Source organism: Acuticoccus yangtzensis, from assembly GCF_001927245.1.
GTDB classification, from domain to species: Bacteria; Pseudomonadota; Alphaproteobacteria; order Rhizobiales; family Amorphaceae; genus Acuticoccus; species Acuticoccus yangtzensis.
This window is the reverse complement of sequence record NZ_MJUX01000005.1, coordinates 42,986-66,096: the sequence shown is the minus strand read 5'-3', so window position 1 is coordinate 66,096 and position 23,111 is coordinate 42,986. Positions and strand designations below refer to the sequence as shown.

The window sequence follows — 23,111 nt, the reverse complement described above, 5'->3', positions numbered from 1 at the left end:
GGCGCCGGCCGCGCGGTAACGTGCTGACGGGGCGGAACGAATGGGCATCGCCAGTGTTGGTCGGTTGGGATGTCATGTGACATTGCAAATCGACTGTCGATCGGTGTGAGTGGGGAGGCGGGAACGCAGCGATGTATTTCCCGATCCGTGAAATTTGCCGCGGATGGCGAACTTAACGGCCTCATATCTGTTCTTACCGGGGAAATCTGTCATTCTAATCTGCGAGGCGGGGGAGAACCCGGCCTCGAGCCATCGGCGGAGGGCTGGCTTCATGAGCGACGCTGAACTGACTCGTGATCGTGACCGGATCGTGGCATGGGCCGAGGCCCGCAAGGCCCGTCCGGCAGTTGTGGCTGACACGGCGGACAACGGTGTTCCCGGCGCGCTTCTGCGGTTCGACTTCGGCCGCAGGAACGACACGCTCAACCCGATCTCCTGGGACGACTTCTTCAAGATGATGGACGAGTACGATCTCGCCCTTCTTCTTCAGGAGCGCACCAAGTCGGGGGCGACGAGCAAGTTCGCCAAATTCGTCGAAGCCGGGGAGGGAGACGCCCCGGCAAAAACGAAGTCGGCGCCGAAGCCCGCCGCGGCCAAGGCTGACGGCAAGGCGAACGGCAAGGCCGCCGCGCCGAAGTCGATCGGGGCAAAAAAGACGGCGGCGAAGAGCACGGAGGCGAAGAGCACGGCGGCGAAGAGCACGGCTAAGGCTTCCGCGAAGCCTAAGACTGAAAAGGCCGCATCGAAGGCAAGCACCGCGAAGGCCGCAAAATCCGCGCCGGAGCAGTCCGCGAAGGCGCAAAAGGCGTCGTCCGGTGCCAAGACGAGCGCGAGCACCAAGGCATCCGGCTCCAAGGCCAAGTCGAACGGCGCTCCGGCGAAGATGAACGGATCCGCAACGAAAGCTGCGCCGTCCAAGTCCACCGCCAAGTCCTCGTCACCGGCAAAGGCGTCCTCCAAAGCGTCGACCGCCAAAGCCGAGACGAAGGCATCCCCGTCGAAGGCGTCCGCAGGCAAGGCCGCGTCCAGCGCCAAGGCCGACACGGCGAAGACGGCCGCCAAATCCTCGGCGAAGTCCACCGGTGCGAAGGCCGCGGCGAAAACCGGCATCAAGGCGGCTCCGTCGAAGGCCGGCGCGCAGAAAAGCGCGGCGTCGAAGTCCGGCAAATCAGCCGCGACGAAGGACACCGCGGGAGACGCGAAGTCCGCTTCGGCCAAATCGGCGGCATCGCGGAAAGCATCCTCCAGTGCGGCCAAACCGGCCGAAACGCGCAAACGGACCACCAAGGCCAGCACCGCCGCAGGCGCCAAAGCCTCGGACGAAGCCGCCGGCAAGGCGCGCAAGGCCGAAGCCGAGCCCGGTGACGATGCGGTCCAGACCGTCGACCACACGCGGATCCGCGAATGGGTGGAAGCCCGCGGCGGGCGCCCCTGCCACGTTGCGGACACGGCGAGCAAGGACCACCTCGGCATCCTGCGGATCGATTTTCAGGCGCCGGACGACGGATTGGAAGAGGTCGAGTGGGATACCTTCCTCAGCGCATTCGACGAGAAGAAGCTCGCCTTCCTGTTCCGCGAGAAGACGAAGTCCGGCCGCACCAGCCGCTTCCACAAGTTCATCGAGCGGAACTGACCCATCCGGCACCGGCTGCGTCCCCGCGCAGCCGGCCCGCCTTCCGGCCGGACGGGGAGACAAAGAATGGCACAACGCGGGACCCGGTTGGTCGCGTGCCTTCGATCGTGCCGAAGAGACCCGCGGCTTGTCATCGCCCGCAGGCACGGCCGCGGGCTGGCGCCGTCAGGCGGGCAGCGCCTCAGGGCAGCTTGAGCTCGTGCAGCATGTACCATTGCTCGAGGTGAGCCAGAACATGCGGCTCATAGACCGCGTTCAACGCCTGCCCCGCGGCCTGAAATCCCTCCGCACCGGGGCCGACCTCGATCGGCTCGCAATAGCGGTAGGTGAAGCGCGTCGGCCCCGTGCGGGTGATGGTCACCGGGACGATCGCCGCCTTGGTGCGCTGGGCCATGTAGAGCGCGAAGGCGAAGTTGCACTTCTCCTCGATCGGCCGGCCGAACAGCGGAAACTTCACCTGCTTTTCCGACAGCTCGTCGATCACCAGAACGATCGTCTGCCCCGGCACGGACAGGATGCGGAAAAGCTGCCGCGCCAGCTTCGGCGTCGCCGGAAGCACCTTGATGCCGAGCTTGTGGCGCGTCGTGGCGACGATGCGATTCTCGAACCGGTTCGTCTGCGGCGCCCACGCACCGGTCCCCAAGTCGTTGAAATGACGCGAGGTGTTGTAGGATACCATCTCCCACATCCCGGTGTGGACTGTGGTGATCACGGTGGACCGGCCCTCCGCCTGCAGGCGGCGCACGATGTCGAGTCCCTCGACCGTGGTGCGCGGCGGCGTCGCCACCGCCTCGAGCTGGGAGAACTCCGCCATCGCCCGCGCGGTGTTCTCGAACCATGCGTCGATGATCGCCGAGCGCGCCGCAGGATCGTCCGCCAGCGCCGGGCGCAACCGGCCGATCATGCGGTCCATGCGCTGGATGAAGGGCTTCTCGCCATAGAACCTGCGCGAGCGCGGGGCGACGATGCGCCCGGCCAGATGCGAGCCGGCCTCGGGAGACAGCAGCTTGAACAGCCGGTGCAGTGCGACCTTCCCGCCGCCATAAACGCGGTCGGCGATATGGAAGCGCCTGGCAGCCTTCTTCAGCGCCGGGTCGCTGGAGAACATGTCGCCGAGCGGCGGGGCGACGGGCTCAGGCGCATAGGTCGCCGCCCAGGGGATCTCGCTGTTACGCAACGGAGCGCTCGTGTGCGGTGGCGCGGTGGTGGATCGTCATCTTCAGCGGCGAGGTCGGCCGCAGCGTCAGGCGGCAATCTGCCTCCACCGTCACGCCCTCGGCTAGCCGCACGTCGAACTTCTGCGCCAGCGCGGCGAGGCAGATGACCGCCTCTGTCAGCGCGAACACCATGCCGGGGCACACGCGCGGTCCGCTGGCGAAGGGGATGTTGGCATACTTGTTCGGCCGCGGCGCAAGACCGGGCACGAACCGCTCGGGCACGAAATGGTCGGGCAGGGACCACACGTCCTTGTTGCGCTGCAACAGCCACGGGGCGACGATGAGGAGGTCCCCCGGCTCCACCGAATTGCCGAGCAGCGTCCCCTTGCCGGTTGCGGTGCGACCGAGCAGCGGCACCGGCGGATAAAGCCGCAGCGTCTCCTCGATCACCGCGCGGGTGAAGGGCAGGCTCTCCACGTCGTCCAGCGTCGGTGTGCGTCCGCCCAGCACCGCGTCCACCTCCGCGAACAGCTTTTCACGCACCCGCGGGCTTTGGGAGATGAGGTAGAAGGCCCAGGCGAGGGTGTTGGCCGTCGTCTCGTGCCCCGCCATAAAGATGACGATGGCCTCGTTGCGGATCGCCGTCATCGTCAGCGGCGCGCCTTCCGCATCGCGCGCCTCGAACAGGCTGCGGATGACGGCCCGCTCGTCCACATCGCCGGACTTGAAGCGGGTGATGATGGCGTCGATCACCCGGTGGACCTGGTCGCGGGCGCGCAGCGTGCGGCGGCTGCGGAAGCGCGGAAGCCAGTCCGGCAGGTCGAGCAGCGTCAGCCAGTCCAGCACCTGGATGGACTTCTGGTAAGCCGCGAACCCGGCTATGATCTCGTGCGTGTTCTCCCGCCCCAGCTTGGCGCCGAAGATGGTGCGCGAGATGATTTCCGCCGTCAGCTCGCCCATCTCGAACAGCACGTCGAGGGTGGCGCCGTCACCGGCGCGGGTCCAGTGCTCGCACCACTCGGCGGCGACGTCGGACATGATGGGGGCGAACACGTCGACCCGGCGGCCGTGGACGATGGGGGCGACGATCTTGCGCCGCTCAGCCCAGGTGCGGCCGTCCGAAACGAACAGTCCGTCGCCCAGCAGCGGCTGCAGCGTGTGGCGCTGAACGGGCGACTTCTTCTCGAACACCGCCGCCTGCTGGTGCAGCGTCTCGCGCACGCCCTCGGGCTGGTTGCAGACGTGGAGGGTGTGGCCGAGGAAGCTCTGTTTGATGCGCTTGTTCTGAAAGTCGTAGACGCGGAAGGTGGCGAGGAGGTTCTTCGACCCCAGCCTGATCCGCTTCCAGACCGACAACTTTTCGACGTAGCGGTGCGGGAAGGGCGGGATGAAGCTGTCTGCGAGTCCGTGGGTTCTGATGGTCTCATCGGACAGGTGCATAAGGGTCGAACTCTCCCGGCGGAACGCGGGGTTAGTGCCATGCGTTAAACGCCGCTTCAAGGTGCGGTGCCGCTGAGGCGGCGGACGCATCGTGGCGCGGCCCGCCGCTACGCCGCCCCGCGCCTCGGCCGCGCGGTTGACCTTTGCAGGCCGTGCCGTTATGTGGGGCGCTCTCCACCGGAGAACGAGAACGCACCCGTGGGCCGCGGCGGTCGTCCGCCAAGGCCCTGTCAGTGTCTTTCCCGCCTGTTCAGGCACAGCGAAGGATACAGAGGAGGGGCGTCTTTCCAAGCCGTTTCGTGCGGCCGCGGGGCGGATGGGCCGTCTCGCGCACCCAAAGACGTGACAGATGACGAAGAGACATTCGCAGAAGTACAAAATCGACCGCCGCATGGGCGAAAACATCTGGGGACGCCCGAAGTCCCCGGTGAGCCCCGGCCGCCGCGAATATGGCCCCGGCCAGCACGGCCAGCGCCGCAAAGGCAAGATGAGCGACTTCGGCACGCAGCTGCGCGCCAAGCAGAAGCTCAAGGGCTACTACGGCAACATCTCCGAGAAGCAGTTCCGCGCCATCTATGACGAGGCGGTCCGTCGCCGCGGCGACACCGGCGAGCAGCTCATCGGCCTGCTGGAGTCCCGCCTGGACGCGATCGTCTACCGCGCCAAGTTCGTCCCCACCGTGTTCGCCGCGCGTCAGTTCGTCTCGCACGGTCACGTGAAGGTGAACGGTCAGCGCGTGAACATCCCGTCCTACCGCTGCAAGCAGGGCGACCTGATCGAGGTGCGGGACAAGTCGAAGAACCTCCTGGCGCTGCTCGAGGCGGTCGGCCTCGCCGAGCGTGACGTGCCGGATTATATCGACGCCGACCACTCCAAGATGACGGCCACCTACGCCCGCGTCCCCACCTTGGGTGACGTGCCTTATCCGGCGAAGATGGAGCCCAACCTGGTGGTCGAGTTCTACTCGCGCTAACAGCCGGCGTCCTTCGACGATGCGACGGGGAGGCCGCACACACCGTGCGGCCTTTTTCTATGAGCGGGTGTCAGAGCTGCAGGACGGCTGACGGGTCGGCGAGGCGGAGCGCCCCCACCGTCGAGACCAAGCCGCAGCCGACCGGAGATCGCGCCATGATCAACCGCACGCGGGCCGGAATCGGAACGATCGCCGGGGCGAGTATCGCCGTCGGCATGGTCGTCTTCGCCATCAAGCTCCTCGCCTGGTGGATGACGGGGAGCGTCGCGCTTTTTTCGGACGCGCTTGAAAGCATCGTTAACATCGGTGCGGCCATCGCGGCCTATGTCGCCGTGCGCTGGAGCGCCCAGCCGGACGATGCGGACCACCTCTACGGCCATCACAAGGCGGAATATCTGTCCGCGGTGCTGGAAGGGGCGCTCATCGTTCTGGCGGCGGCGCTGATCCTGCGCGAAGCCTTCTTCGCCGTCATGAGCCCCATAGCGCTGGACGCGCCGTGGAGCGGCCTCGCGGTCAACCTCGCCGCCGGGGCGATCAACGCGGTGTGGGCCGTGGTCCTGATGCGCTATGGACGCAGCTTGCGCTCGCCCGCCTTGGCCGCGGACGGAAAGCACCTGATGGCGGACGTGATCACGTCGGCCGGTGTCGCCGTCGGCCTGGTGCTGGCGGTGCTGACGGGCTGGTCCATTCTCGACCCGCTGCTGGCCGCCGTCGTCGCGGTCAACGTTCTGCGGTCCGGCTTCGCGCTGGTGACCGAGAGTCTTGGCGGTCTGCTCGACGCGGCGCCGCCGGAGGAGGATCTCAGCCGCATCCGCAAGGCGATCCTGGAAAACAGCGACGGGGCGATCGAGTCGCACGACCTGCGGGCGCGCCACGCCGGGCGCCGCACCTTCGTTGATTTTCACCTGGTGGTGCCGGGCGAGATGCCGGTGGCGCGGGCGCATGTGATCTGCGATCAGATGGAAGCCGCCATACGGCGCGAAATGGGTGAGTGCGTGATCTCCATCCACGTCGAGCCGGCGCACAAGGCGAAGCAGGAAAATCTCGTGGAGATGTGAGCGGGGCGGTGCGGGCCGATCCGCGGCGGAGGAGGCGACGATGCGCGCAATAGTAGGCCTTCTTTTCGCGGTGGTGCTCGCGGCCGCCGCGGTTCCGGCGCAGGCGATCCCGGCCGACGGTGTCTTCACCGCCGCGCAAGCCTGTCCCGCCTCGCGCGCCATCGCCGGCGCCAATCCCGGCAACGTGACCACCGAGCCCGGCCGCACTTACGAGGTGCGCGAGATCAACAAGGTGGCCGGTGACTTCTGGCGCATCCTGGTGCCGGGAGCGCCCGAGCCGCGGCTGCGCTGGGTGGCGCGCCGCTGCGGCACCCATGCGGCCGCGGGCGCTGCGCCGGCCGTCACCACCCCGCGGCCGGCTGCGACCACCACGCGGCAATCGGCGGAAAACGTCCTCGCCGTCACCTGGCTGCCGGCCTTTTGCGAGGGGCAGCCCGGCGCGCGTGACTGCCGGGCGCTCGCCGAGGGCCGCTTCGCCGACGCCAATGGCCGCTTCTCTCTCCATGGCCTCTGGCCAGAAAGCGGCTGTTGGTGTGGCGCTGCGGGCAAGGCCCGAAGCTGCTTCGGCGACGACCGTGGGGCCCGTATCCTGGCGCCGTCCCTCTCGCGCGCCACGGCCGCACGGCTCGCCCCCTTGATGCCGGGCACCCTCGCCGGGCTGGACGATCACGAGTGGAGCAAACACGGGACCTGCTATCTGGCGCCCGGCGGCGCGGAGACCTATTTCGCCGACGCGATCCGCCTGGTGGAAGCGCTGAATGCCTCGCCCGTGGGCGGCTTCTTCAAATCGCGCATCGGCCGCACGGTTACGTTGGATGAAATCACCGCCGCCTTCGCCCGCGCCTTCGGGCCGGGGGCGGGGGAGCGGGTCGCCGTCACCTGCCAGCGTGACCGGGGCGTCATCCTCATGCGTGAATTGCGGATCGAGCTTAAGGGCCTGGTCGCGCGCGGTGTTTCGCTGGGCGACCTCATCCTGGCGGCCGACCCGCTGCCGCGCCGCGAGCGCCTCGCCCGCAATTGCGACGGCAAAAGGACGTTCACCATCGACCCCGCCGGGCTGCAGGACTGAGCGATCCCGTTGCAACGGCGCGGCTGTTGCGCCTAAGTGTGCCGCGCGCGCCGCTTCGTGGCCGCGCTAGACGTGAATTCAAGGAATTGTTCATGACCGCTGCCGAGACTGCCGCCGCGACCGAGTCCGCCGCCGCGCCTTACGTCCTCGGGGCCCGCCAGGCCGATCCGTCCCAGTATATCAAGGGCGCGCTGGACGATTGGGAAATCGTCATCGGCATGGAAATTCACGCGCAGGTCCAGTCCAACGCGAAGCTTTTCTCGGGCGCCGCGACCGCTTTCGGGGGCGCGCCGAACGACCACGTCTCGCTGGTGGACGCGGCGATGCCGGGGATGCTCCCGGTGATCAACAAAGCGTGCGTGGAGCAGGCGGTGAAGACCGGGCTCGGCCTCAACGCCAAGATCAATCTCGTCTCCCGCTTCGACCGGAAGAACTATTTCTACCCCGACCTGCCGCAGGGCTATCAGATCAGCCAGTTCGCCCACCCGATCGTCGGTGAGGGTGAGGTGATCGTCGACATGCTGTCCGGCGAGCGCATCGTGGTCGGCATCGAGCGGCTGCATCTTGAGCAGGACGCCGGCAAGTCCGTGCACGATCTGCACCAGGGCCGCTCGTCCGTGGACCTCAACCGTTCCGGCGTGGCGCTGATGGAAATCGTCTCGCGGCCGGACATCCGCTCCGCCGACGAGGCGCGCGCCTACCTCACCAAGATGCGCCTCATCCTGAAGACGCTCGGCACCTCCGACGCGGACATGGAGAAGGGCAACCTGCGCGCGGACATCAACGTATCGGTGAGGAAGCCCGGCGGGCCGCTGGGCACGCGGTGTGAGATCAAGAACGTCAACTCCATCCGCTTTGCCGGCCAGGCGATCGAGTACGAGGCGCGGCGTCAGATCGGCATCCTGGAGGACGGCGGCAGCATCGACCAGGAGACCCGCCTGTTCGACGCCCGCACCGGCGAGACCCGCTCCATGCGCTCCAAGGAAGAGGCGCACGACTACCGCTATTTCCCCGATCCCGACCTTCTCCCGCTGGTTGTTCCGCAGGAGACCGTGGACCGGCTGAAGGCCTCGCTGCCCGAGCTGCCGGACGAGCGCCGCGCCCGTTATATCGACACCTTGGGCCTGTCGCCCTACGACGCTTCGGTGCTGGTGACCGACGTTGCCGCCTCCGCCTATTTCGAGACGGTGGCCGAGGGGCGCGACGCCAAAACCGCCGCGAACTGGGTGATCAACGAGCTGTTCGGCCGCCTCAACAAGGAAGGCACGCCGATCGAGGATGCGCCGGTGTCGGCCGCCCAGCTCGGCGGCATCCTGGATCTGATCGGCCAGGACGTGATTTCCGGCAAGATCGCCAAGGACCTGTTCGAGATCGTCTGGGCCGAGGGCGGTGACCCGGCGGAGATCGTCGAGACCCGCGGAATGAAGCAGGTGACCGACACCGGCGCCATTGAGACCGCGGTGGAAGAGGTGATCGCCGCCAACCCGGACAAGGCGGCGCAGGCGAAGGAGAAGCCGAACCTGGCGGGCTGGTTCGTCGGCCAGGTGATGAAGGCGACCGGCGGCAAGGCGAACCCGAAAGCCGTCCAGGGCATCGTGCGGGAAAAGCTCGGCATCGAGTAGGGCGAGTCCCGCGAACCGGAAGCAGGGTGCCGGGGGCATGACCCCGGCCTCGCGATTTTCACGAAAGCGATCCGGCGACCACCGTCTAGGGCCGCCAGCGACCTAGGCACTCGCGATAGCGTCCGCCAGCGATTTGGTCGCTCGAAGATGTTCACAGGCGCCTGTTCTTGGACGCCGGTCTACCCGCCGATGCCGATTTGCGGTCCCTGCTCGCAGGCCGCCGACCTCGACCGGACGGCCCCGCCTCAGCCCTTCAGCAGCAGGGCGGCGGCGCGGCTGGCGCGGGCCGCCGAGTTCTGGCCCGCGTAGGCGACGCGGCTGACCATCTCGGTGATGCAGGCGAGCTCGGCGCGGTCCATGCGGCGGCGCAGGCTCGCCGTCAGCGCGTCCACGGTCCGTACCGCGTCTTTCTCGGCGGCATCGGCGGCCAGGCGCTCGGCCTTGGTGATGGCGCGCGCGACGTCGCGGCGGTTGCCCACTTGGCGCAGCGCGGACACGGCTTCGTCACGCGCCTCGGCCCACCCGTCGGCCGACACCAGCCGCAGCAGCAGAGCCACCGTGTCGAGAGGACCTGCCAATGCGGCGAGAGGGTCGTTCTGCGGGGCGGCGGAGACCGCGGCGAAGGCGGGGCGGCGCGGCGCAGTGGCGGGGCCAGCCAAGCCGGCGGAGCGGCGCATCAGCCACGCAGCGGCCGCCGCGGCAACGACCAGCGAAACCAGCATGAACTCCTGCATCCCATCTCTCCCAACGCAGCGCACGGCACCCGGCCATGCCCCAACACAGCGCACGGCACGCGGCCATGCCCCAACACAGCGCATGGCACGCGGCCATGCCCCCGACGCCGCGCAAAGTGCGCGGTAACGGGCCAAGCGCGAGGCCGGAACATCGGGCCCCCGCATGGTCGAAGATAGAACAGCAATCTTGCGCGAGGTGTTCCCTGGCCCCGCTCATCGGTCGCAGGGCAGAGCGCGTTGGGGTCAGCGTGCCGGCGCTTTGGCGGCGGCGGCGCGCATCGGCATCGGGTCGCCCACCTTTGGGGGCACGGCCGCATCATCCGCATCTTCAGCGATGCCGCTCGCCAGCCGGTGCGCATCGCGCGCCGCGTCCACCAGCCGCGTCACGTCCCGGTACCGCTCACGCCCCGCGCGCACGATGACGTAGAGTTGCCGTCCTTCGGTCAAGGGCTGAAGCCGCGACAGGGACAAGCCCGCGACCGCCTCCGGAGCCCCGCGCGCATAGGGCTCGGGCAGGATCGTGTCGCCGATCCCTGCCCGCACCAGGCTGACGAGGGTGGCGAAGGAGGAGGGGCCGATGCGCGCCGGACCCGCGACATCGCACCTCAACTGCGCCCGGCGGATCGCGTCGGAAACCACCTCGCGGAAGCAGTGGCCCTCCTGCATCAGGAGCAGCGGCCGGCTGATCGCATCCAGCGACATCCCGTCCGGCAGCGGATCGCGCGACACGAGGACGAGGCTTTCCTCACCCAGCGGGATCGCGGTCAGCGCCCGCGCGCGGGGCAGCGTGGCCGTGATGGCGAAGTCCAGATGATCGGACGCCACGCCCGCCTCGAGCTGGTCCGTGCGGTCCTCCACGAAGGTGATCTCGTGCCCGTCGCACATGCGGCCGAGCGCGCCGAGGAAATGCGGCGCGAAGTAGGGTGCGATCGTCGGCAGCACGCCGAAGCGCATGGGGCGGCCGAGGATCACCCCGTCGCCCTTCGTCGTGCGCTGCACGCGGTGGAAGGCGTCCAGGATCTCGCGCGCGGCGGCCAGCACCTCGGCCCCTTCGGTGGTGATGGTGGTGGCCCCGTGGCGCCGCTCCAGCAGGGTGACGCCGAGGAGGTCCTCCATCCGCCGCACCTGGGCCGACAGGGTGGGCTGCGAGATGCCGCACGCCTGCGCCGCGCGCGAGAACGATCCATGCTCGGCGATGGCGATGAAATATTCGAGGTCTCGGATGCGCAACAGCCGCATCATGGCGCGGGGTTCCCCTTCATCCCCAACACATGACGCTTTGCGCGCCAAACGCCAAGCGCCGCCGTTGCATGTGTGTCGCCCGCGGCCGCGCCGGTCGCAGCCCCGCTCACCCCAGCGTGAACCACCAGCTCGCGATGCCGAGGAAGGCGAAGAAGCCGATCACGTCCGTCAACGTGGTGAGGAAGACGGAGGAGGCCACCGCCGGGTCCGCCCCGACCCGGTCGAGCAGCATCGGCAGCGTTGCGCCGAAGAAGCCCGCGCAGATGATGTTGACGACGATCGCCACCGCGATCACCCCGCCGAGCTCAATGTTGGCGAACCATATCGCCGCGATGACGCCCACGGACAGCGCCACCGCGCTGCCGTTCATCAGCGCCACGGCGATCTCGCGCATCACCACCTTGATGATGTTGCGCTTGGAGATCTCGCGCTGGGAGATCGCGCGCACGGTCACCGTCATCGCCTGGATGCCCGCGTTGCCGCCCAGCGCCGTCACCACCGGCATCAGGATCGCGAGCGCCACCATGGCGCCGATCGTCCCGTCGAACACGGCGATGACGCCGGACGCCAGGAACGCGGTCGCCATGTTGATCATCAGCCATGGGATGCGGGTGCGCGCGACGTAGAAGGGCGTATCGGACAGCTCAGCGTCACCGGCACCGGCGAGGGCGCGGATGTCCTCTTCCGCCTCCGCCTCGATGATGTCGACGATATCGTCGATGGTGAGGATACCGACGAGACGCGAAGAATCGTCCACCACCGCCGCCGACAGGAGGTCGTAACGCTGGAAGATGCGCGCGGCCTCCTCCTGGTCCTCCTCGGCCTGGATGGTGCGCGGGTCCTCGTCCATGATGTCGGTGATCTTGACGCGGCGCTGGCTGCGCAGAAGCCGGTCGAGCTTCACCGTGCCGAGGAGGCGGAAGGCGGCATCCACCACGAAGATCTCGGTGAAGCGGTCCGGCAGGTCCATCTCGTCGCGCAGGGTGTCGATCACCTGGCCCACGGTCCAGAAGGGTGGCATCGCGACGAAGTCCGTCTGCATGCGCCGGCCGGCGGACTCTTCGGGAAAGTCCAGGCTGCGCTTGAGGCGGTGGCGCATCGCGAACGGAAGCTGCGCCAGGATCGCCTCGGACTGCTCGTCCGGCAGGTCCTCGAGGATGTAGACCGCGTCGTCCGAATCGAGGTCCGCGAGGCCGTCGGCAACATCCGTCGGGGCGAGTTCGGAGAGGATGTGCAGGCGGACGTTCTCGTCCACCTCGGTGAGGGCGGTGAAGTCGAAGGCGCGGCCGAGGATGCGCACGAACTCGACGCGCTCGTCCGGCTCCATGCGCGAGATGAGTTCGGCGAGGTCGGATTCGTGGAGGTCCTCGATCGCCGCGTTGAGGCCGTCCCGGTCGTCGGCGGCGACGAGTTCGCGCACGCGGCCGATGAGGTCGTCGGTGACGCTGGCTTCGTCGTCGGTCAACGTGTCGGACATCCGGTCGCGTTCCCCTCGATCTTTGACGCTCGGCGAACGCCGGTCCCTCGTTTCGTTCTGCTGCCGGGCGTTCTGGTTCCGTGAGGGGCTCGGCCGCCGCACGGGTCCGCGGGTCCGTCAAGCCGGGTATCCGGACCAGAATCAAAGCCTAGGCTTGCGGTGTGTGCCACGGCTCAGCGCGGCATTCCACCCAAAAGGCGGATGCCTTTTCGGCAAACTTGTGCCGCGTGCGCTACAAATCAAAGGGGAGCTGAAGAGGGGATGGGGTGAAGGCTAAGCCTTCTCCATCCTTTGCTCCGGTGCGAGACCATCATCTGTGTGATGGTGCGGTCGAGAAGACTCGAACTTCCACGGGTTGCCCCACAGCGACCTCAACGCTGCGCGTCTACCAATTCCGCCACGACCGCGCCGGAGTGGTGGCGATGTAGCACCCGTTTTCCGGGGCGTCTAGGCCCTTGGTGGAGGAAAATCAGCGCCGGACCAGCCTGTGCAAAACTTTGGTGTCCGGCCGACCGTGCCGTCGTCTGACGCCCGTTCGCTCCACGCACCACAGACGCGCGCAAGCGGAGGGACGCCGCCGCTTGCATTGAACCCGCCCGTCGCCGACATTCGCCGCATGCCGAGCACCGCACCCACCGCCTGGATGATCTCCGACCAGCGTGTCGACTACGCCGCCGCGTTGACCGCCATGGAGGCGCGCGCCGCCGCCATCGCCGACGGGAGCGCTGGCGAGGCGGTGTGGCTTCTGGAGCATCCGCCGCTCTACACGGCCGGCACCAGCGCCCGGCGCGAAGACCTCGTCGACCCGGATCGCTTTCCCGTGTTCGATGCCGGGCGCGGCGGCCAGTACACCTATCACGGCCCCGGCCAGCGCGTCGGATACGCGATGATGGACCTGCGCCAGAGGGGGCGCGACGTGCGCGCCTTCGTCGCCGAGCTGGAAGGCTGGATCATCGACACCCTGGCCGCCTTCAACGTGCGCGGCGAGATCCGTGACGGTCGCGTCGGCGTGTGGGTCGTGCGGCCGGACGGGTCGGGCGAGGACAAGATCGCCGCCCTCGGCCTGCGCGTGCGCCGCTGGGTGACGTTCCATGGCATCTCCCTCAACGTCGAGCCGGACCTTACCCACTTCGACGGCATCGTTCCCTGCGGCATCCGCGGCCACGGGGTGACGAGCCTGGCCGCCCTCGGCCGCATCGTCTCCATGGAGGAGGTGGACATGGTGCTGCGCGAGACCTTCGAGGCCCGCTTCGGTCCCACGGCGGCGGCGCCGCCCCTCGTCGTCGAGGCTCCCGCCGAGCCCGCCTGAACGGCCCGCGCGGGAAGCATTTGCGGCGGCGGTGAAAATCGGCCACCACAGCGGTGACGCCGGCCGCCCTCTCGCGCCCGGCGCACGTCATGTTTCGGGGAGCCGCCGGGTGAGCGCCAACTTCTTCGCCATGCATCGCCACGGCTTCGTGCGCGTCGCCACCTCCACGCCGAACGGCCGCCCGGCCGACGTCGCCTTCAACCGCGACGCCATCCTCACCGAGGCCCGCCGCGCCAGCGCCGCCAACGTGGACCTCCTCATCTTCCCCGAGCTTTGCCTGTCATCCTATGCGATCGACGACCTGCTCCATCAGGCAGCGCTTCTCAGCGCCGTGGAGGACGCGCTGGGCGAGATCGCCTCCGCCAGCGCCGACCTGACGCCGGTGCTCCTGGTGGGCGCCCCTCTGCGCCACAAGGGCCGCCTCTACAACTGCGCCGTGGTGATCGCGCGCGGCCAGATTATCGGCGTGGTCCCGAAGTCCTACCTGCCGAACTACCGCGAATATTACGAAATGCGGTGGTTTGCCCACGGCCGCAACGTCACCGGCGAGACGATGACGCTGGGCGGCGAGGCCGTGCCCTTCGGCGTCGACCTCATCTTCGCCGCCAGCGACCTGCCGGGCTTCGTCGTCCACGTCGAGATCTGCGAGGACGTGTGGGCGCCGATCCCGCCGTCATCCTACGGCGCGCTGGCGGGCGCCACGATCCTCGCCAACCTGTCCGCCTCCAACATCACCATCGGCAAGGCGGACGACCGGCACGCGCTGTGCCGCGCCCAGTCGCAGCGCGCCGTCGCCGCCTATGCCTACTCCGCGGCGGGGCCGGGCGAATCCACCAACGACGTCGCCTGGGACGGGCAGGGCGCCATCTACGAGCTCGGCGACCTGATGGCCGAGGCCGACCGCTTCAGCTTGGAGCCGCAACTCGCCATCGCCGATATCGACACCGGCCGCATCGAGGGTGAGCGCATCTCCACCCCCACTTTCGCCGAAGGTGCCAACGAGGCGCTCGGCGGGCCGGGGGACTTCCGCTGGATCGCGTTCGCGCACCAGCCCACCGCCGCCGACATCGGCCTGATGCGCCCGATCCGCCGCTTCCCCTACGTGCCGAACCGGGAAAGCCATCTCGACCTCGACTGCTACGAGGCCTTCAACATCCAGGTGGAGGGGCTGCGTCAGCGCTATGAGCGCACCGGGTCCGGCAACATGGTGATCGGCGTCTCGGGTGGGCTGGATTCCACCCACGCCCTCATCATCGCCGCCAAGGTGTGCGACCGGCTGAGCGTCCCGCGCGAGCGCATCCTCGGCTTCACAATGCCGGGATTTGCCACCAGCGACACCACGAAGTCCAACGCATGGCGGCTGATGAAGGCGCTCGGCGTCACCGCGCAGGAGATCGACATCCGCCCCGCCGCGCGGCAGATGCTGGCCGACATGGGCCACCCCTTCGCGGACGGGGAACCCGCCTACGACATCACCTTCGAGAACGTCCAGGCGGGGCTTCGCACCGACTACCTCTTCCGCCTCGCCAACCAGCGCGGCGGCTTCGTCATCGGCACGGGCGACCTGTCCGAGATGGCGCTCGGCTGGTGCACCTACGGCGTCGGCGACCAGATGAGCCACTACGCCGTCAACACCGGCGTGCCCAAGACGCTGATCCAGTACCTCATCCGCTGGACCGTCCGCTCCAGCCAGTTCGATGCCGACACCAACGCCGTGCTGAACGACGTCCTGGCGACGAAGTTCTCGCCCGAGCTGGTGCCGGCGAGCGAGATCGAGGAGATCCAGGACACCGAGGCGAAGATCGGTCCCTACGAGCTGCACGACTTCTTCCTCTTCCACACCATGCGCTACGGCCACCCGCCTTCGAAGGTGGCCTTCATGGCCTGGCACGCCTGGCGCGACGCCACCGCTGGGCTGTGGCCGATCGACTTCCCCGCCGACGCCCGCCGCGAGTACGACCTGGACACGATCGCCAAGTGGCTGGAAGTGTTTATCCGCCGCTTCTTCGCCTTCAGCCAGTTCAAGCGCACCGCCATCCCGAATGGGCCGAAGGTGTCGGCCGGCGGCTCCCTCTCACCCCGAGGCGACTGGCGCGCCCCGTCCGACGCCTCCGCCGAGGTGTGGCTCGCCGAGTTGAAGAAGGTGCTGCCCTGACAAGGGGCACGGCCGCGGGGCGCTGACCGACGGCCGTCGGGTGGTGCGGCGCCGCAAGGGGCTCGGGTCCCACCAAGGAACAGTCGGCCCGCCTGTTCCCCGGATCCTGCCATCACCCTGCACCGCATGGCAGAGACGGCGGCCCCTTCCCAAGGACAAGCGGCTAAAGCCGGCCTGCGGCTCCTTGGCAAGGGACCACCGTCTCCGCCAAGGGATTGGGGCGACGGCAGGCTCCAGGGAACAGGCTGCGGCGGGGCGTGTGTTCGCCGCCTCTGCGCGGGGCCGGACGCGAAGGGGCAGTGTGGGTCAGGCCTTTTTCAGCATCTCGTCATAGAGCGCGTCGGGGCGCGGGTCGGCGGCGAGCGCGTCCGCCACGCTCTGGCGCGCCGCCGCCTTCAACCCGTCACGCCGCGCGTCCGGAACGCCGACACGGCGCAGCGCGTGCTCGCCGTGCACCTTTTCGGCGCGGGCGAGGTCGCGCGCATGCGCCTTCGCCGCGTCCGCCTCAAGGTCCGCCGAGAGCGGCAGCGGGCGCGCGAGGAGGGGGTTGAGGCGCGTCAGGAAGGCGTTGAAATCGCCCACGATCTCGTCGAACGTCGCCACCATGTAGCCGTCCCGCGCGGCAAGGCCGTCATAGAAGGCCACGTAGTCGGCGACGCAGTCGGCCACCGGGCGGCCGGAATAGATCTGGTAGGACAGGATCGCATCCGCCGGGCGCCGCACCAGGATCACCGTCGGCACCCCCAGCGCCAGCCCCAGCTCCACATGATCGCGCATGTGCGTGTGGTGTGCCGTGCGCCTGTGCCCGCCCGCGCCCTCCGACAACACGTTCAGCATGTCGATGGTGAAGGTGTTGGAGCTGCGTGGGTAGCCCTCCACCAGGAGTTCCGTCTCCGCGGTGCAGATCGGGTGCGTCGGATGCGTCGTGCGGAAGCGGGCGCGGATGGCGTCGAGATCGGGGGAAGTCACGTCCAGGAACCGGAGGCAGAGAGGAGGGAGACGGCGGGGGCGGCGGGGGCACCGGCGAGGCCGGGCGCGACCGTTCGCATGAATTGCGCCGCGATGCGAGCGGGGGCGTGCGCCTCGCGGATCGCCGCAGCCGCTTCGCCCCGCATGCGCCGCGCCGCAGGCGGCATCGCCCCGTCCAGCGCGTCCGCGAACGATGCGGCGTCGTAGGCCGCGGCGACGCTGCCGAACCCGAAGGCGCGGACGAACTCCTCGCACCCGTGGCCGGGGCCGACGATGGGATAGACGCCGTAAACGCCCGCCTCCACCAGGATGTTGGGCCAGTTGTCCTCCAACGACGGGGTCAGCAGGAGGTCCGCCCGGCGGTAGATGTCCGTCAGCACCGCGTGGTTGGCGATGCGCCCATGGGCCACCGCCTCCAGCCCCGTGCGCGCCATCAGCGTCGCCGTCTCCGGATCACCGGCGCCGACGAGGTCGACGACGAGCCGCGGCCCCTCGCGCCCCTTGAGCCGCGCCGCCAGGACGGCGAGGGACTCGAGCGCGAGGCGCATGTTCTTGCGCCTTTCCGACAGCGAATCGGCGATCAGCACCAGCCGCACCAAGCCTGGGTCGCGCGGCGCCGCCGATGCCTTCAGCGGCCTGTAGGCGTTGCGGATCACATGCGCCCGGTCCGCCGGCACGATGCGGCTCGCCACCGCCCCGTCGCGCACGAAATGGCTGGGCGCCGTCAGCGCCACGTTGGGGTGCGCGAACAGCGCGGCCTTGAAGCGGCGCGCCCGCGGCGGAACCGTCAGCGGTGCCAGCCCGCGGTCGAGCTGCGGGCAGGCGTGACAGCCGAGGCCGAGATGCGTGCAGGTCGCCGGATAGTGGCAGCCGCCCGTCACATAGTGGAAGTCGTGCAGCGTGAAGACCAGCCGCACACCGCGCCGCGCCAACGCCGCCAGCTCCTCCAGCGCGATCAGGCCCAGCGCCCAGTGGACGTTGACGATGTCGTAGTCCGCCAGCATCTCCACCAGCCAGCCGCGGCAGAAGCCGGGATACTCCACGGTGAAATGCGCATCGCTGATCGTGCGGTTGGAGAAGGAGCGGGATGGGCGCGCATCCTCCGGCACGCTCTCCCCAATCCCCGCGATGTCGATGAAGTCGGCCGCAACGCCCTCCGCCGCCAGCGCATCGGCCAGCCGGCGCGCGGCGATCCCGGCCCCGCCATGCGGCGCGCTGGAGAGGACGGCGACACGCGGCGGCCGGATGCCGAACTCCGTCATCGGCCGCCGATCCGGTCGCCGGCGCGCTCCAGCAGGAGCCGCTGCGTCTCGCGCTTCTCACGCGCCACGGCGGCGAGGCGGCGGGTGAGGAGCGCCGCATCGGTCCCCGCGCCCGCAGCGTCGGCGAGATCGTCCGCCGCCGCCTTGGCGTCGTTGTAGAGGGTGACGAGCTGGCCGAGCGTCACCCCCGCCTCCGCGAACCCGCCGTGACGGGCCTGCACCATCGCAAGCTCCGCCAGCGATTCGGCCCGCTTTTTTCGCGTCTTACACTCGGCATGGTAGACGCTGTAGGCAACGTCGAGCGGGACGTGACGGAAGGTGTAGCGCGCCGCCATGGCGAGGAAGAGATCCGCGTCCATCGCATAGTCCAGTTCCTGCTTGACCGGGCCGCAGGTGCGCCACGCCTCGCGCGAGAAGAACACGCTCGGCTGCACCAGATGGTGCATCGAATAGTTCAGGAGCTTGGCGAAGGTGAGCTGTTCCGGCGCGTAGGTGAAACGGTGGATCGGCGACAGGTCCAGCTCCGTGAGGTAGGCGTTCCCCACCACGACGTGCGTCCCCGGCGCATCGCGGAACGCCGCCCGAACCGCGTTCAGCCGGTTGGGCAGGATGAGATCGTCGCCGTTCAGCCAGGTGAGGATCGGCTTGGTCGCCTTCGCCATCCCCTTGTTGATGGCATGGGACTGCCCGTCGTCCTTCTCCGACACCGCCAGCGCAAAATGCTCGCGATAATAGGCGACGACCTCCATCGTCATGTCGCGGCTGCCCCCGTCCATCAGGATCAGCTCGCACCCGGTGAGGTCGTTCATCAAGAGGCTGCGGATGGTGCGTTCCAGATAAGGCCCGGCATTGAAGACCGGCATGACGATGGAGACGCCGGGGAGGTCGTCCGCCCCCCGCTCCATGCGGAAGCCGGACTCGAACGGCAGGACGGCGGCGGGGGAGAGAGGCTCAGGCAGCATGGCGGGTGATGTCGGCGGCGGGGTCCAGAAGCGTAAGGAGCGTGCGTTCGGCCGCGTTGTCGGCCGAGGCGATGAGGTGGGCAAAAAGGTCGGCGTTGTGGAGGCCGTGGCCGCCGCGCTCGGCCGCATAAAGGCGGGCGACGGCGCGGCGTTCGGTGGCGAAATCCTGCTCCCCCGCTTCGGAGAGGCGGCGCACGGCGCGGATGTGGCGCCCATCAGTGGCGCGGGGCGCGCGTGGCGGCGGGTCCAACCCGGCGCGGGCGAGGCGGGCGAAGAGCGTCGCCAACAGCGCCTCGCGGAAGGCGGCGTGCAGCCCTGCCCCGCCGTCGAACAGGTTGAGAACGCGCTCCATGTCGGCCCGCGCGCCCGGCGGCTCGCCGCGCAGATCGTCGGCGAGCGCCGTCAGCGCCGCGAAATTGACCACCGGCGCCGCAAACGGGGCGAGCGCCAGGAACTGGGCGACGACGCGGCGGGCCTGGGGCGTCGTCTGCGCCAGCGGCTGGCGATAATATTTCAGCCGGGCGAGGCGCGTGGCCGCGGCACTCATCCGGCACTCGTGCTCGATGCGCTGGTAGAACTGGTGCGCCGCCTCCGCCGCGCTCGGCCCCTCCGCCATTTTCAGCGCCGCCATCGCCGGAACGTAGGGAAAGAAGGCGTCGACGTTGGCGTAGGTCGGTCCGTGCCTCTCGTGCAGCAGCAGGCCGGAGTCCATGATCGCACCGCCCAGCGAGAGGGTGAGCGCGCCCATCAGATAGTCCCAGCCCGGAATGCCGAAGGCCATCAGTCCCGCCGCCTCGATGCCGGTCAGCGCATCGTTCAGCGCGGCGAGGCGCTCCGCCGTCATGGCGAACACGTCGAGGCCGCCGCGGTAGGGCGCGCGCGCTGCGAAGCTGGCGCTCTCGATGCTCGCCGTATCCTCGCGCACCAGGGCGGCGATGGGCGCCTGCGCCATGAAGAGGCCGATCACCCCGGCATCACGCGCTGCGGGGTAGATGTCCGAGTTGGTGAGGATGAGGCTGCGGCCGGGGAAGCGGGTCGCGCAGCGCGCCAGCAGCGGGCGGATCAGCGGCACAGGCTTGCCGTGCAGCACCGCGCCGCTGTCGTCCGTCTGCACGGTGAGGATGCGCTCCGGCGACAGTCCCGCCGCAACGAGCCTTTCGGCCTCCGCGTCCACGTTGGCTGTGAAGGTGTCGAGGCCGAGGTCGGCCCAGCGGTCGAGGCAGCGGCGCTGCAGGCCGAGTTTGGCGAAGGGGTTCAGCGAGGTCACCACGACCGGCCCGTCCGTCGCGGCGGGGTTGCCCAAAGCGCCGCTAGAGGCAAGCGTGGAAGGGGCTAGCGGGGAAGGGGCGGCAGACCCGGTCAATCGCGGTCTCCTCGAGGACGTCGCCATCGACCTTTCGGGCCAAAAGTCATCGGATGCAAGGGCGACCCACCACGGCGCCTTCCGACGCGGCGAGCGGGGCCGTCCGCGGTGCTGTACATTGTCGGCGTCGCTGCCGGGCTTTCGCTGGACGGCGCTCAAGGCACGGCCTATCAGCGAGGCATGTCTCAGCAACACGTCGTTGTCGTGCCGCCGCAGGGCGTCGACAGTTCCCGCGATATCAAGGATCTCGTCGAGCGCCTGCGCGACCGCGGTGCCGACGTGGCCGTGTCCACCGTGCAGCACGCCAGCGCCAGCCCCTATGAAGCGCGCGTCGTCTTTGTCTACCGCACCCTCGAAAGCGTGCTCTTGGAGGCGATGGGGCGCGGCGTGCAACCCTCCGGCTCCATCGGCCCTTGGGTGACGGCGGCGACGGCGCTTCTCGCCGAATTGCGGGCCCGGCAGGCGATCGGCAAGAGCGAAGGCGGCGAACACGGCGGGGCGCTGCTGGTCGACATGGCCGAGCTCGAACTGCACCCGTCGGCCACCGCCGACCGTGCCCTCGGCCGTCAAGTCGCGGGGGAGGAAGACGCCTGGCGCCAACGCGGCCGCCGGGTCATGCGCGGCGACCCGGTGCTGCGCGCTCTGGCGCGGGTGTGCGTGGCCGCGGCCCCCAAGGCGCGCAAGCTGAGCGCGGAGCTGGCCGAGGCGGCAGGGCAGGACACGACACCCGCCGTCGACGCCGACAGTGCCTTCTTGTACTACACCGGCATCCTGCAGCGGCGCGATCCGGGTGTGGAAGACCTCGCCGCGACCGCCCTCGCCGAGATCACCGCCGAACGTGACCGCGCCCGCGCCGAGACCGCGAGCCTGAAATCGGCGCTCGCGGCGCGGCAGAACGCTGCCGGCGTCACCTCCATCAGCTTGGGCGAGACCTTCACCCACCCCGCCTTCCACGGCTTCGAGCGGACGGCGAGCGGCAGGCCCTTCCGCTGGATGGGGCTTCAGAACGAGGCCGTCATCCCGACCCACATCCCCGCCATGGCCGCGCTGAAGGTGACGGTGGTGCTGGAGGTGGTGATCGACGGCAAGGCGCTCGGCGCGCTCGACATCGGCGTCAACGGCCGCTTCGCCACGCGCACGCAAACGGCGATGCTGCCGAACGGGCAGATCGCGAAGACCGCGATCGTGGAGATGCCGACCGCGGCCGACGGCACGCCCGAGGGTGACGATACGTTGTCGATCTGGCTGCGGCAGAACCACAGTGTGGACCTCAGCGCCACGGGGGACCCGCGCTGCGTCGGCTGCGGTATCTCCTACATCACCGTGGAGCCTGCCGCGCCGCCTCGGGGCAAGGCCGCGGAGGCGCCGCCGACCGATGCCGGCGCGCCTCAACCCGCCTCCGAACCTGCTCCCAAGCCGGAGCCCGAACCGGAGGCGCCCGCGCCTTACCGCGTGCCCGGCCTCGCAGGTCCGCTCGACATCACCCGCAGCCGCGATGACGAAGGCCGCGAAATCGTGACGCTGTTCGTCCGCGGTGCCTTCGACGAAACGGCCTTCCATCCGCTGGAGACCATGGAAGACGGCACATCCTTCGCCTGGATGGGACGTGCGCAAGAGCAGGCCTTCACCATCGTCATCCCAATCGACCGGCCCGTCGCGGTGGAGGCACACCTGCCGATGGTGCTGGACGATGCCGCCGTGGACGCTCTCGAGATCGAGTTCGACCAGCACTCGCCGGATGAGACGTCCGTCGCGCGGCTGGAAGGGTCGGCCGTGGTGAAGACGGCGATCTTTCCCGCCGCCGACGCCACGCGGCCTCTCGCCGAGGCGGTGGAGGTCGTCCTGCGTACCCCCCACACGGGTGATCGGAGCGACGAGGGTGATCCGCGCATCCTCTCCGTCGCTCTCTCGAAGCTCGTCGTCCGTCAACTCTGAGCGGTCGGGCCGGTTTGGGCGTCCGCCTCGCCTCAGGCGTGCTTGGCGACCCACGCCGCGAAGCTTGAAACGATCTTGCCGAAAAAGTCGCGCGTCCCGTCCGACGTCAGGTTCCCGTCTTCGCCGAAGAGCGTATGAACGGCGCCGATATAGGCCTCGGGCTGCTGCATCGCCGGCATGTTGAGGAACACCAGCGACTGGCGCAGGTGGTGGTTGGCACCGAACCCGCCGATGCCGCCGGGTGAAGCCGTCACCACCGCGCACGGCTTGCCGTTCCAGATGCTCGCCCCCATCGGCCGAGAGCCGACGTCGAGTGCGTTCTTGATGCTGGCCGGCATCGAGCGGTTATATTCCGGTGTCACGAAGAGGACGGCCTGAGCGCCCGCCATCGCCTCGCGGAACCGCGTCCAGGGGGCCGGCGGCGTGTCGGTGTCGAGGTCGGAATTGTACAGCGGCAGGTCGCCGATCTCGACAAAGCGGAAGTTCAGCGTGTCGGGGGCGAGCGCGACCAGCGCATCGGCCACCATGCGGTTGTATGACCCGCTGCGAAGGCTGCCGACGAGGATTGCAACATCGTAGCTCATGAGATGCACCTTGCGTGACCGACCCGAAAATGGGTGTTCCCGTCACATGGCGCCCTGGCGGGTGTGAGCGTCAATCCGCTTGAGGTCGGCGGCGCCGTGCGACTTCGTCATTTCGTGTGCACCGCCGGTTGGGGGCGGTAGCGTCGCCCCGCACGGCCGCCGCCTCA

At 69.0% G+C, this 23,111-nt stretch carries 18 protein-coding genes and 1 tRNA gene; 8 read left to right on the top strand and 11 right to left on the bottom strand.

The annotated features are described in order from the left end of the window. The first annotated feature begins 154 nt into the window (after nucleotides 1–154). Nucleotides 155–1,633: a hypothetical protein gene (locus BIX52_RS24025; RefSeq protein ID WP_342743834.1), complete on the top strand. Its 1,479-nt coding sequence runs from the start codon at nucleotides 155–157 to the stop codon at nucleotides 1,631–1,633. A gap of 181 nt (nucleotides 1,634–1,814) precedes the next feature. Here the strand turns inward: BIX52_RS24025 and BIX52_RS13705 are convergent, their stop codons facing one another. Together BIX52_RS13705 and BIX52_RS13700 are read right to left on the bottom strand one after the other, a co-directional pair. Then, a complete protein-coding gene (locus BIX52_RS13705; RefSeq protein ID WP_075221656.1) occupies nucleotides 1,815–2,810 on the bottom strand; it encodes a lysophospholipid acyltransferase family protein in 996 nt (331 codons plus the stop codon). Next, entirely contained in the window at nucleotides 2,803–4,230 is a 1,428-nt protein-coding gene (locus tag BIX52_RS13700; protein WP_075221655.1) for a cytochrome P450, read from the bottom strand. Before BIX52_RS13700 ends, BIX52_RS13705 begins: the two co-directional genes overlap by 8 nt. Nucleotides 4,231–4,579: 349 nt before the next feature. Here BIX52_RS13700 and rpsD point away from each other — a divergent pair, with 349 nt between their 5' ends. The 4 genes from rpsD (at nucleotide 4,580) to gatB (ending at nucleotide 8,952) form a co-directional block, all read left to right on the top strand. After that, nucleotides 4,580–5,203, top strand: a complete 624-nt coding sequence (rpsD, locus tag BIX52_RS13695) for a 30S ribosomal protein S4 (protein ID WP_075221654.1) — start codon at nucleotides 4,580–4,582, stop codon at nucleotides 5,201–5,203. Between the two features lie 155 nt (nucleotides 5,204–5,358). Then, nucleotides 5,359–6,261, top strand: a complete 903-nt coding sequence (locus BIX52_RS13690; protein ID WP_075221653.1) for a cation diffusion facilitator family transporter — start codon at nucleotides 5,359–5,361, stop codon at nucleotides 6,259–6,261. Between the two features lie 40 nt (nucleotides 6,262–6,301). After that, the gene (locus BIX52_RS13685) at nucleotides 6,302–7,330 is read left to right on the top strand and encodes a ribonuclease T2 family protein (protein WP_083660263.1); all 1,029 of its coding nucleotides are present in this window, start codon (nucleotides 6,302–6,304) and stop codon (nucleotides 7,328–7,330) included. A 92-nt stretch (nucleotides 7,331–7,422) separates the two neighbouring features. Then, nucleotides 7,423–8,952 carry an Asp-tRNA(Asn)/Glu-tRNA(Gln) amidotransferase subunit GatB gene (gatB, locus tag BIX52_RS13680; RefSeq protein WP_083660262.1) on the top strand — a complete coding sequence of 510 codons (1,530 nt, stop codon included), beginning with the start codon at nucleotides 7,423–7,425 and terminating at the stop codon, nucleotides 8,950–8,952. A gap of 245 nt (nucleotides 8,953–9,197) precedes the next feature. Here gatB and BIX52_RS13675 read toward each other — a convergent pair whose 3' ends face one another. The 4 genes from BIX52_RS13675 to BIX52_RS13660 form a co-directional block, all read right to left on the bottom strand. After that, nucleotides 9,198–9,686: a hypothetical protein gene (locus BIX52_RS13675; protein WP_075221651.1), complete on the bottom strand. Its 489-nt coding sequence runs from the start codon at nucleotides 9,684–9,686 to the stop codon at nucleotides 9,198–9,200. Between the two features lie 243 nt (nucleotides 9,687–9,929). After that, a complete protein-coding gene (locus BIX52_RS13670) occupies nucleotides 9,930–10,928 on the bottom strand; it encodes a LysR family transcriptional regulator (protein WP_075221650.1) in 999 nt (332 codons plus the stop codon). Nucleotides 10,929–11,034: 106 nt separating this feature from the next. Then, complete coding sequence (mgtE, locus tag BIX52_RS13665) at nucleotides 11,035–12,405, bottom strand: magnesium transporter (RefSeq protein WP_075221649.1); 1,371 nt, start codon at nucleotides 12,403–12,405, stop codon at nucleotides 11,035–11,037. A 322-nt stretch (nucleotides 12,406–12,727) separates the two neighbouring features. Continuing rightward, nucleotides 12,728–12,812: transfer RNA gene (locus BIX52_RS13660), tRNA-Leu, on the bottom strand. A gap of 209 nt (nucleotides 12,813–13,021) precedes the next feature. Here BIX52_RS13660 and lipB point away from each other — a divergent pair. Then, the gene (gene lipB, locus BIX52_RS13655; RefSeq protein WP_075221856.1) at nucleotides 13,022–13,714 is read left to right on the top strand and encodes a lipoyl(octanoyl) transferase LipB; all 693 of its coding nucleotides are present in this window, start codon (nucleotides 13,022–13,024) and stop codon (nucleotides 13,712–13,714) included. A gap of 130 nt (nucleotides 13,715–13,844) precedes the next feature. Beyond that, nucleotides 13,845–15,869, top strand: a complete 2,025-nt coding sequence (locus BIX52_RS13650; RefSeq protein WP_075221855.1) for an NAD(+) synthase — start codon at nucleotides 13,845–13,847, stop codon at nucleotides 15,867–15,869. Between the two features lie 306 nt (nucleotides 15,870–16,175). Here BIX52_RS13650 and BIX52_RS13645 read toward each other — a convergent pair whose 3' ends face one another. The 4 genes from BIX52_RS13645 to BIX52_RS23275 are packed head-to-tail and all read right to left on the bottom strand — an operon-like array spanning nucleotide 16,176 to nucleotide 20,365. Next, a complete protein-coding gene (locus BIX52_RS13645) occupies nucleotides 16,176–16,838 on the bottom strand; it encodes a hypothetical protein (RefSeq protein ID WP_075221648.1) in 663 nt (220 codons plus the stop codon). Beyond that, the gene (locus BIX52_RS13640; RefSeq protein WP_075221647.1) at nucleotides 16,835–18,100 is read right to left on the bottom strand and encodes a glycosyltransferase; all 1,266 of its coding nucleotides are present in this window, start codon (nucleotides 18,098–18,100) and stop codon (nucleotides 16,835–16,837) included. The genes BIX52_RS13645 and BIX52_RS13640 overlap by 4 nt, the downstream gene beginning before the upstream one ends. Beyond that, nucleotides 18,097–19,062 carry a glycosyltransferase gene (locus BIX52_RS13635; RefSeq protein WP_075221646.1) on the bottom strand — a complete coding sequence of 322 codons (966 nt, stop codon included), beginning with the start codon at nucleotides 19,060–19,062 and terminating at the stop codon, nucleotides 18,097–18,099. The genes BIX52_RS13640 and BIX52_RS13635 overlap by 4 nt, the downstream gene beginning before the upstream one ends. Then, nucleotides 19,052–20,365 carry a hypothetical protein gene (locus BIX52_RS23275; protein ID WP_075221645.1) on the bottom strand — a complete coding sequence of 438 codons (1,314 nt, stop codon included), beginning with the start codon at nucleotides 20,363–20,365 and terminating at the stop codon, nucleotides 19,052–19,054. Before BIX52_RS23275 ends, BIX52_RS13635 begins: the two co-directional genes overlap by 11 nt. Nucleotides 20,366–20,605: 240 nt before the next feature. On the opposite strand from BIX52_RS23275, the gene BIX52_RS23270 reads away from it, so the two are divergent. Further along, on the top strand, nucleotides 20,606–22,360 hold the full coding sequence (locus tag BIX52_RS23270) for a hypothetical protein (protein WP_157956261.1): 1,755 nt from the start codon (nucleotides 20,606–20,608) through the stop codon (nucleotides 22,358–22,360). Nucleotides 22,361–22,392: 32 nt separating this feature from the next. Here BIX52_RS23270 and BIX52_RS13620 read toward each other — a convergent pair whose 3' ends face one another. Next, nucleotides 22,393–22,944, bottom strand: coding sequence for an NADPH-dependent FMN reductase (locus BIX52_RS13620; RefSeq protein ID WP_075221643.1), 552 nt, complete (start codon nucleotides 22,942–22,944; stop codon nucleotides 22,393–22,395). Nucleotides 22,945–23,111: the final 167 nt, after the last annotated feature.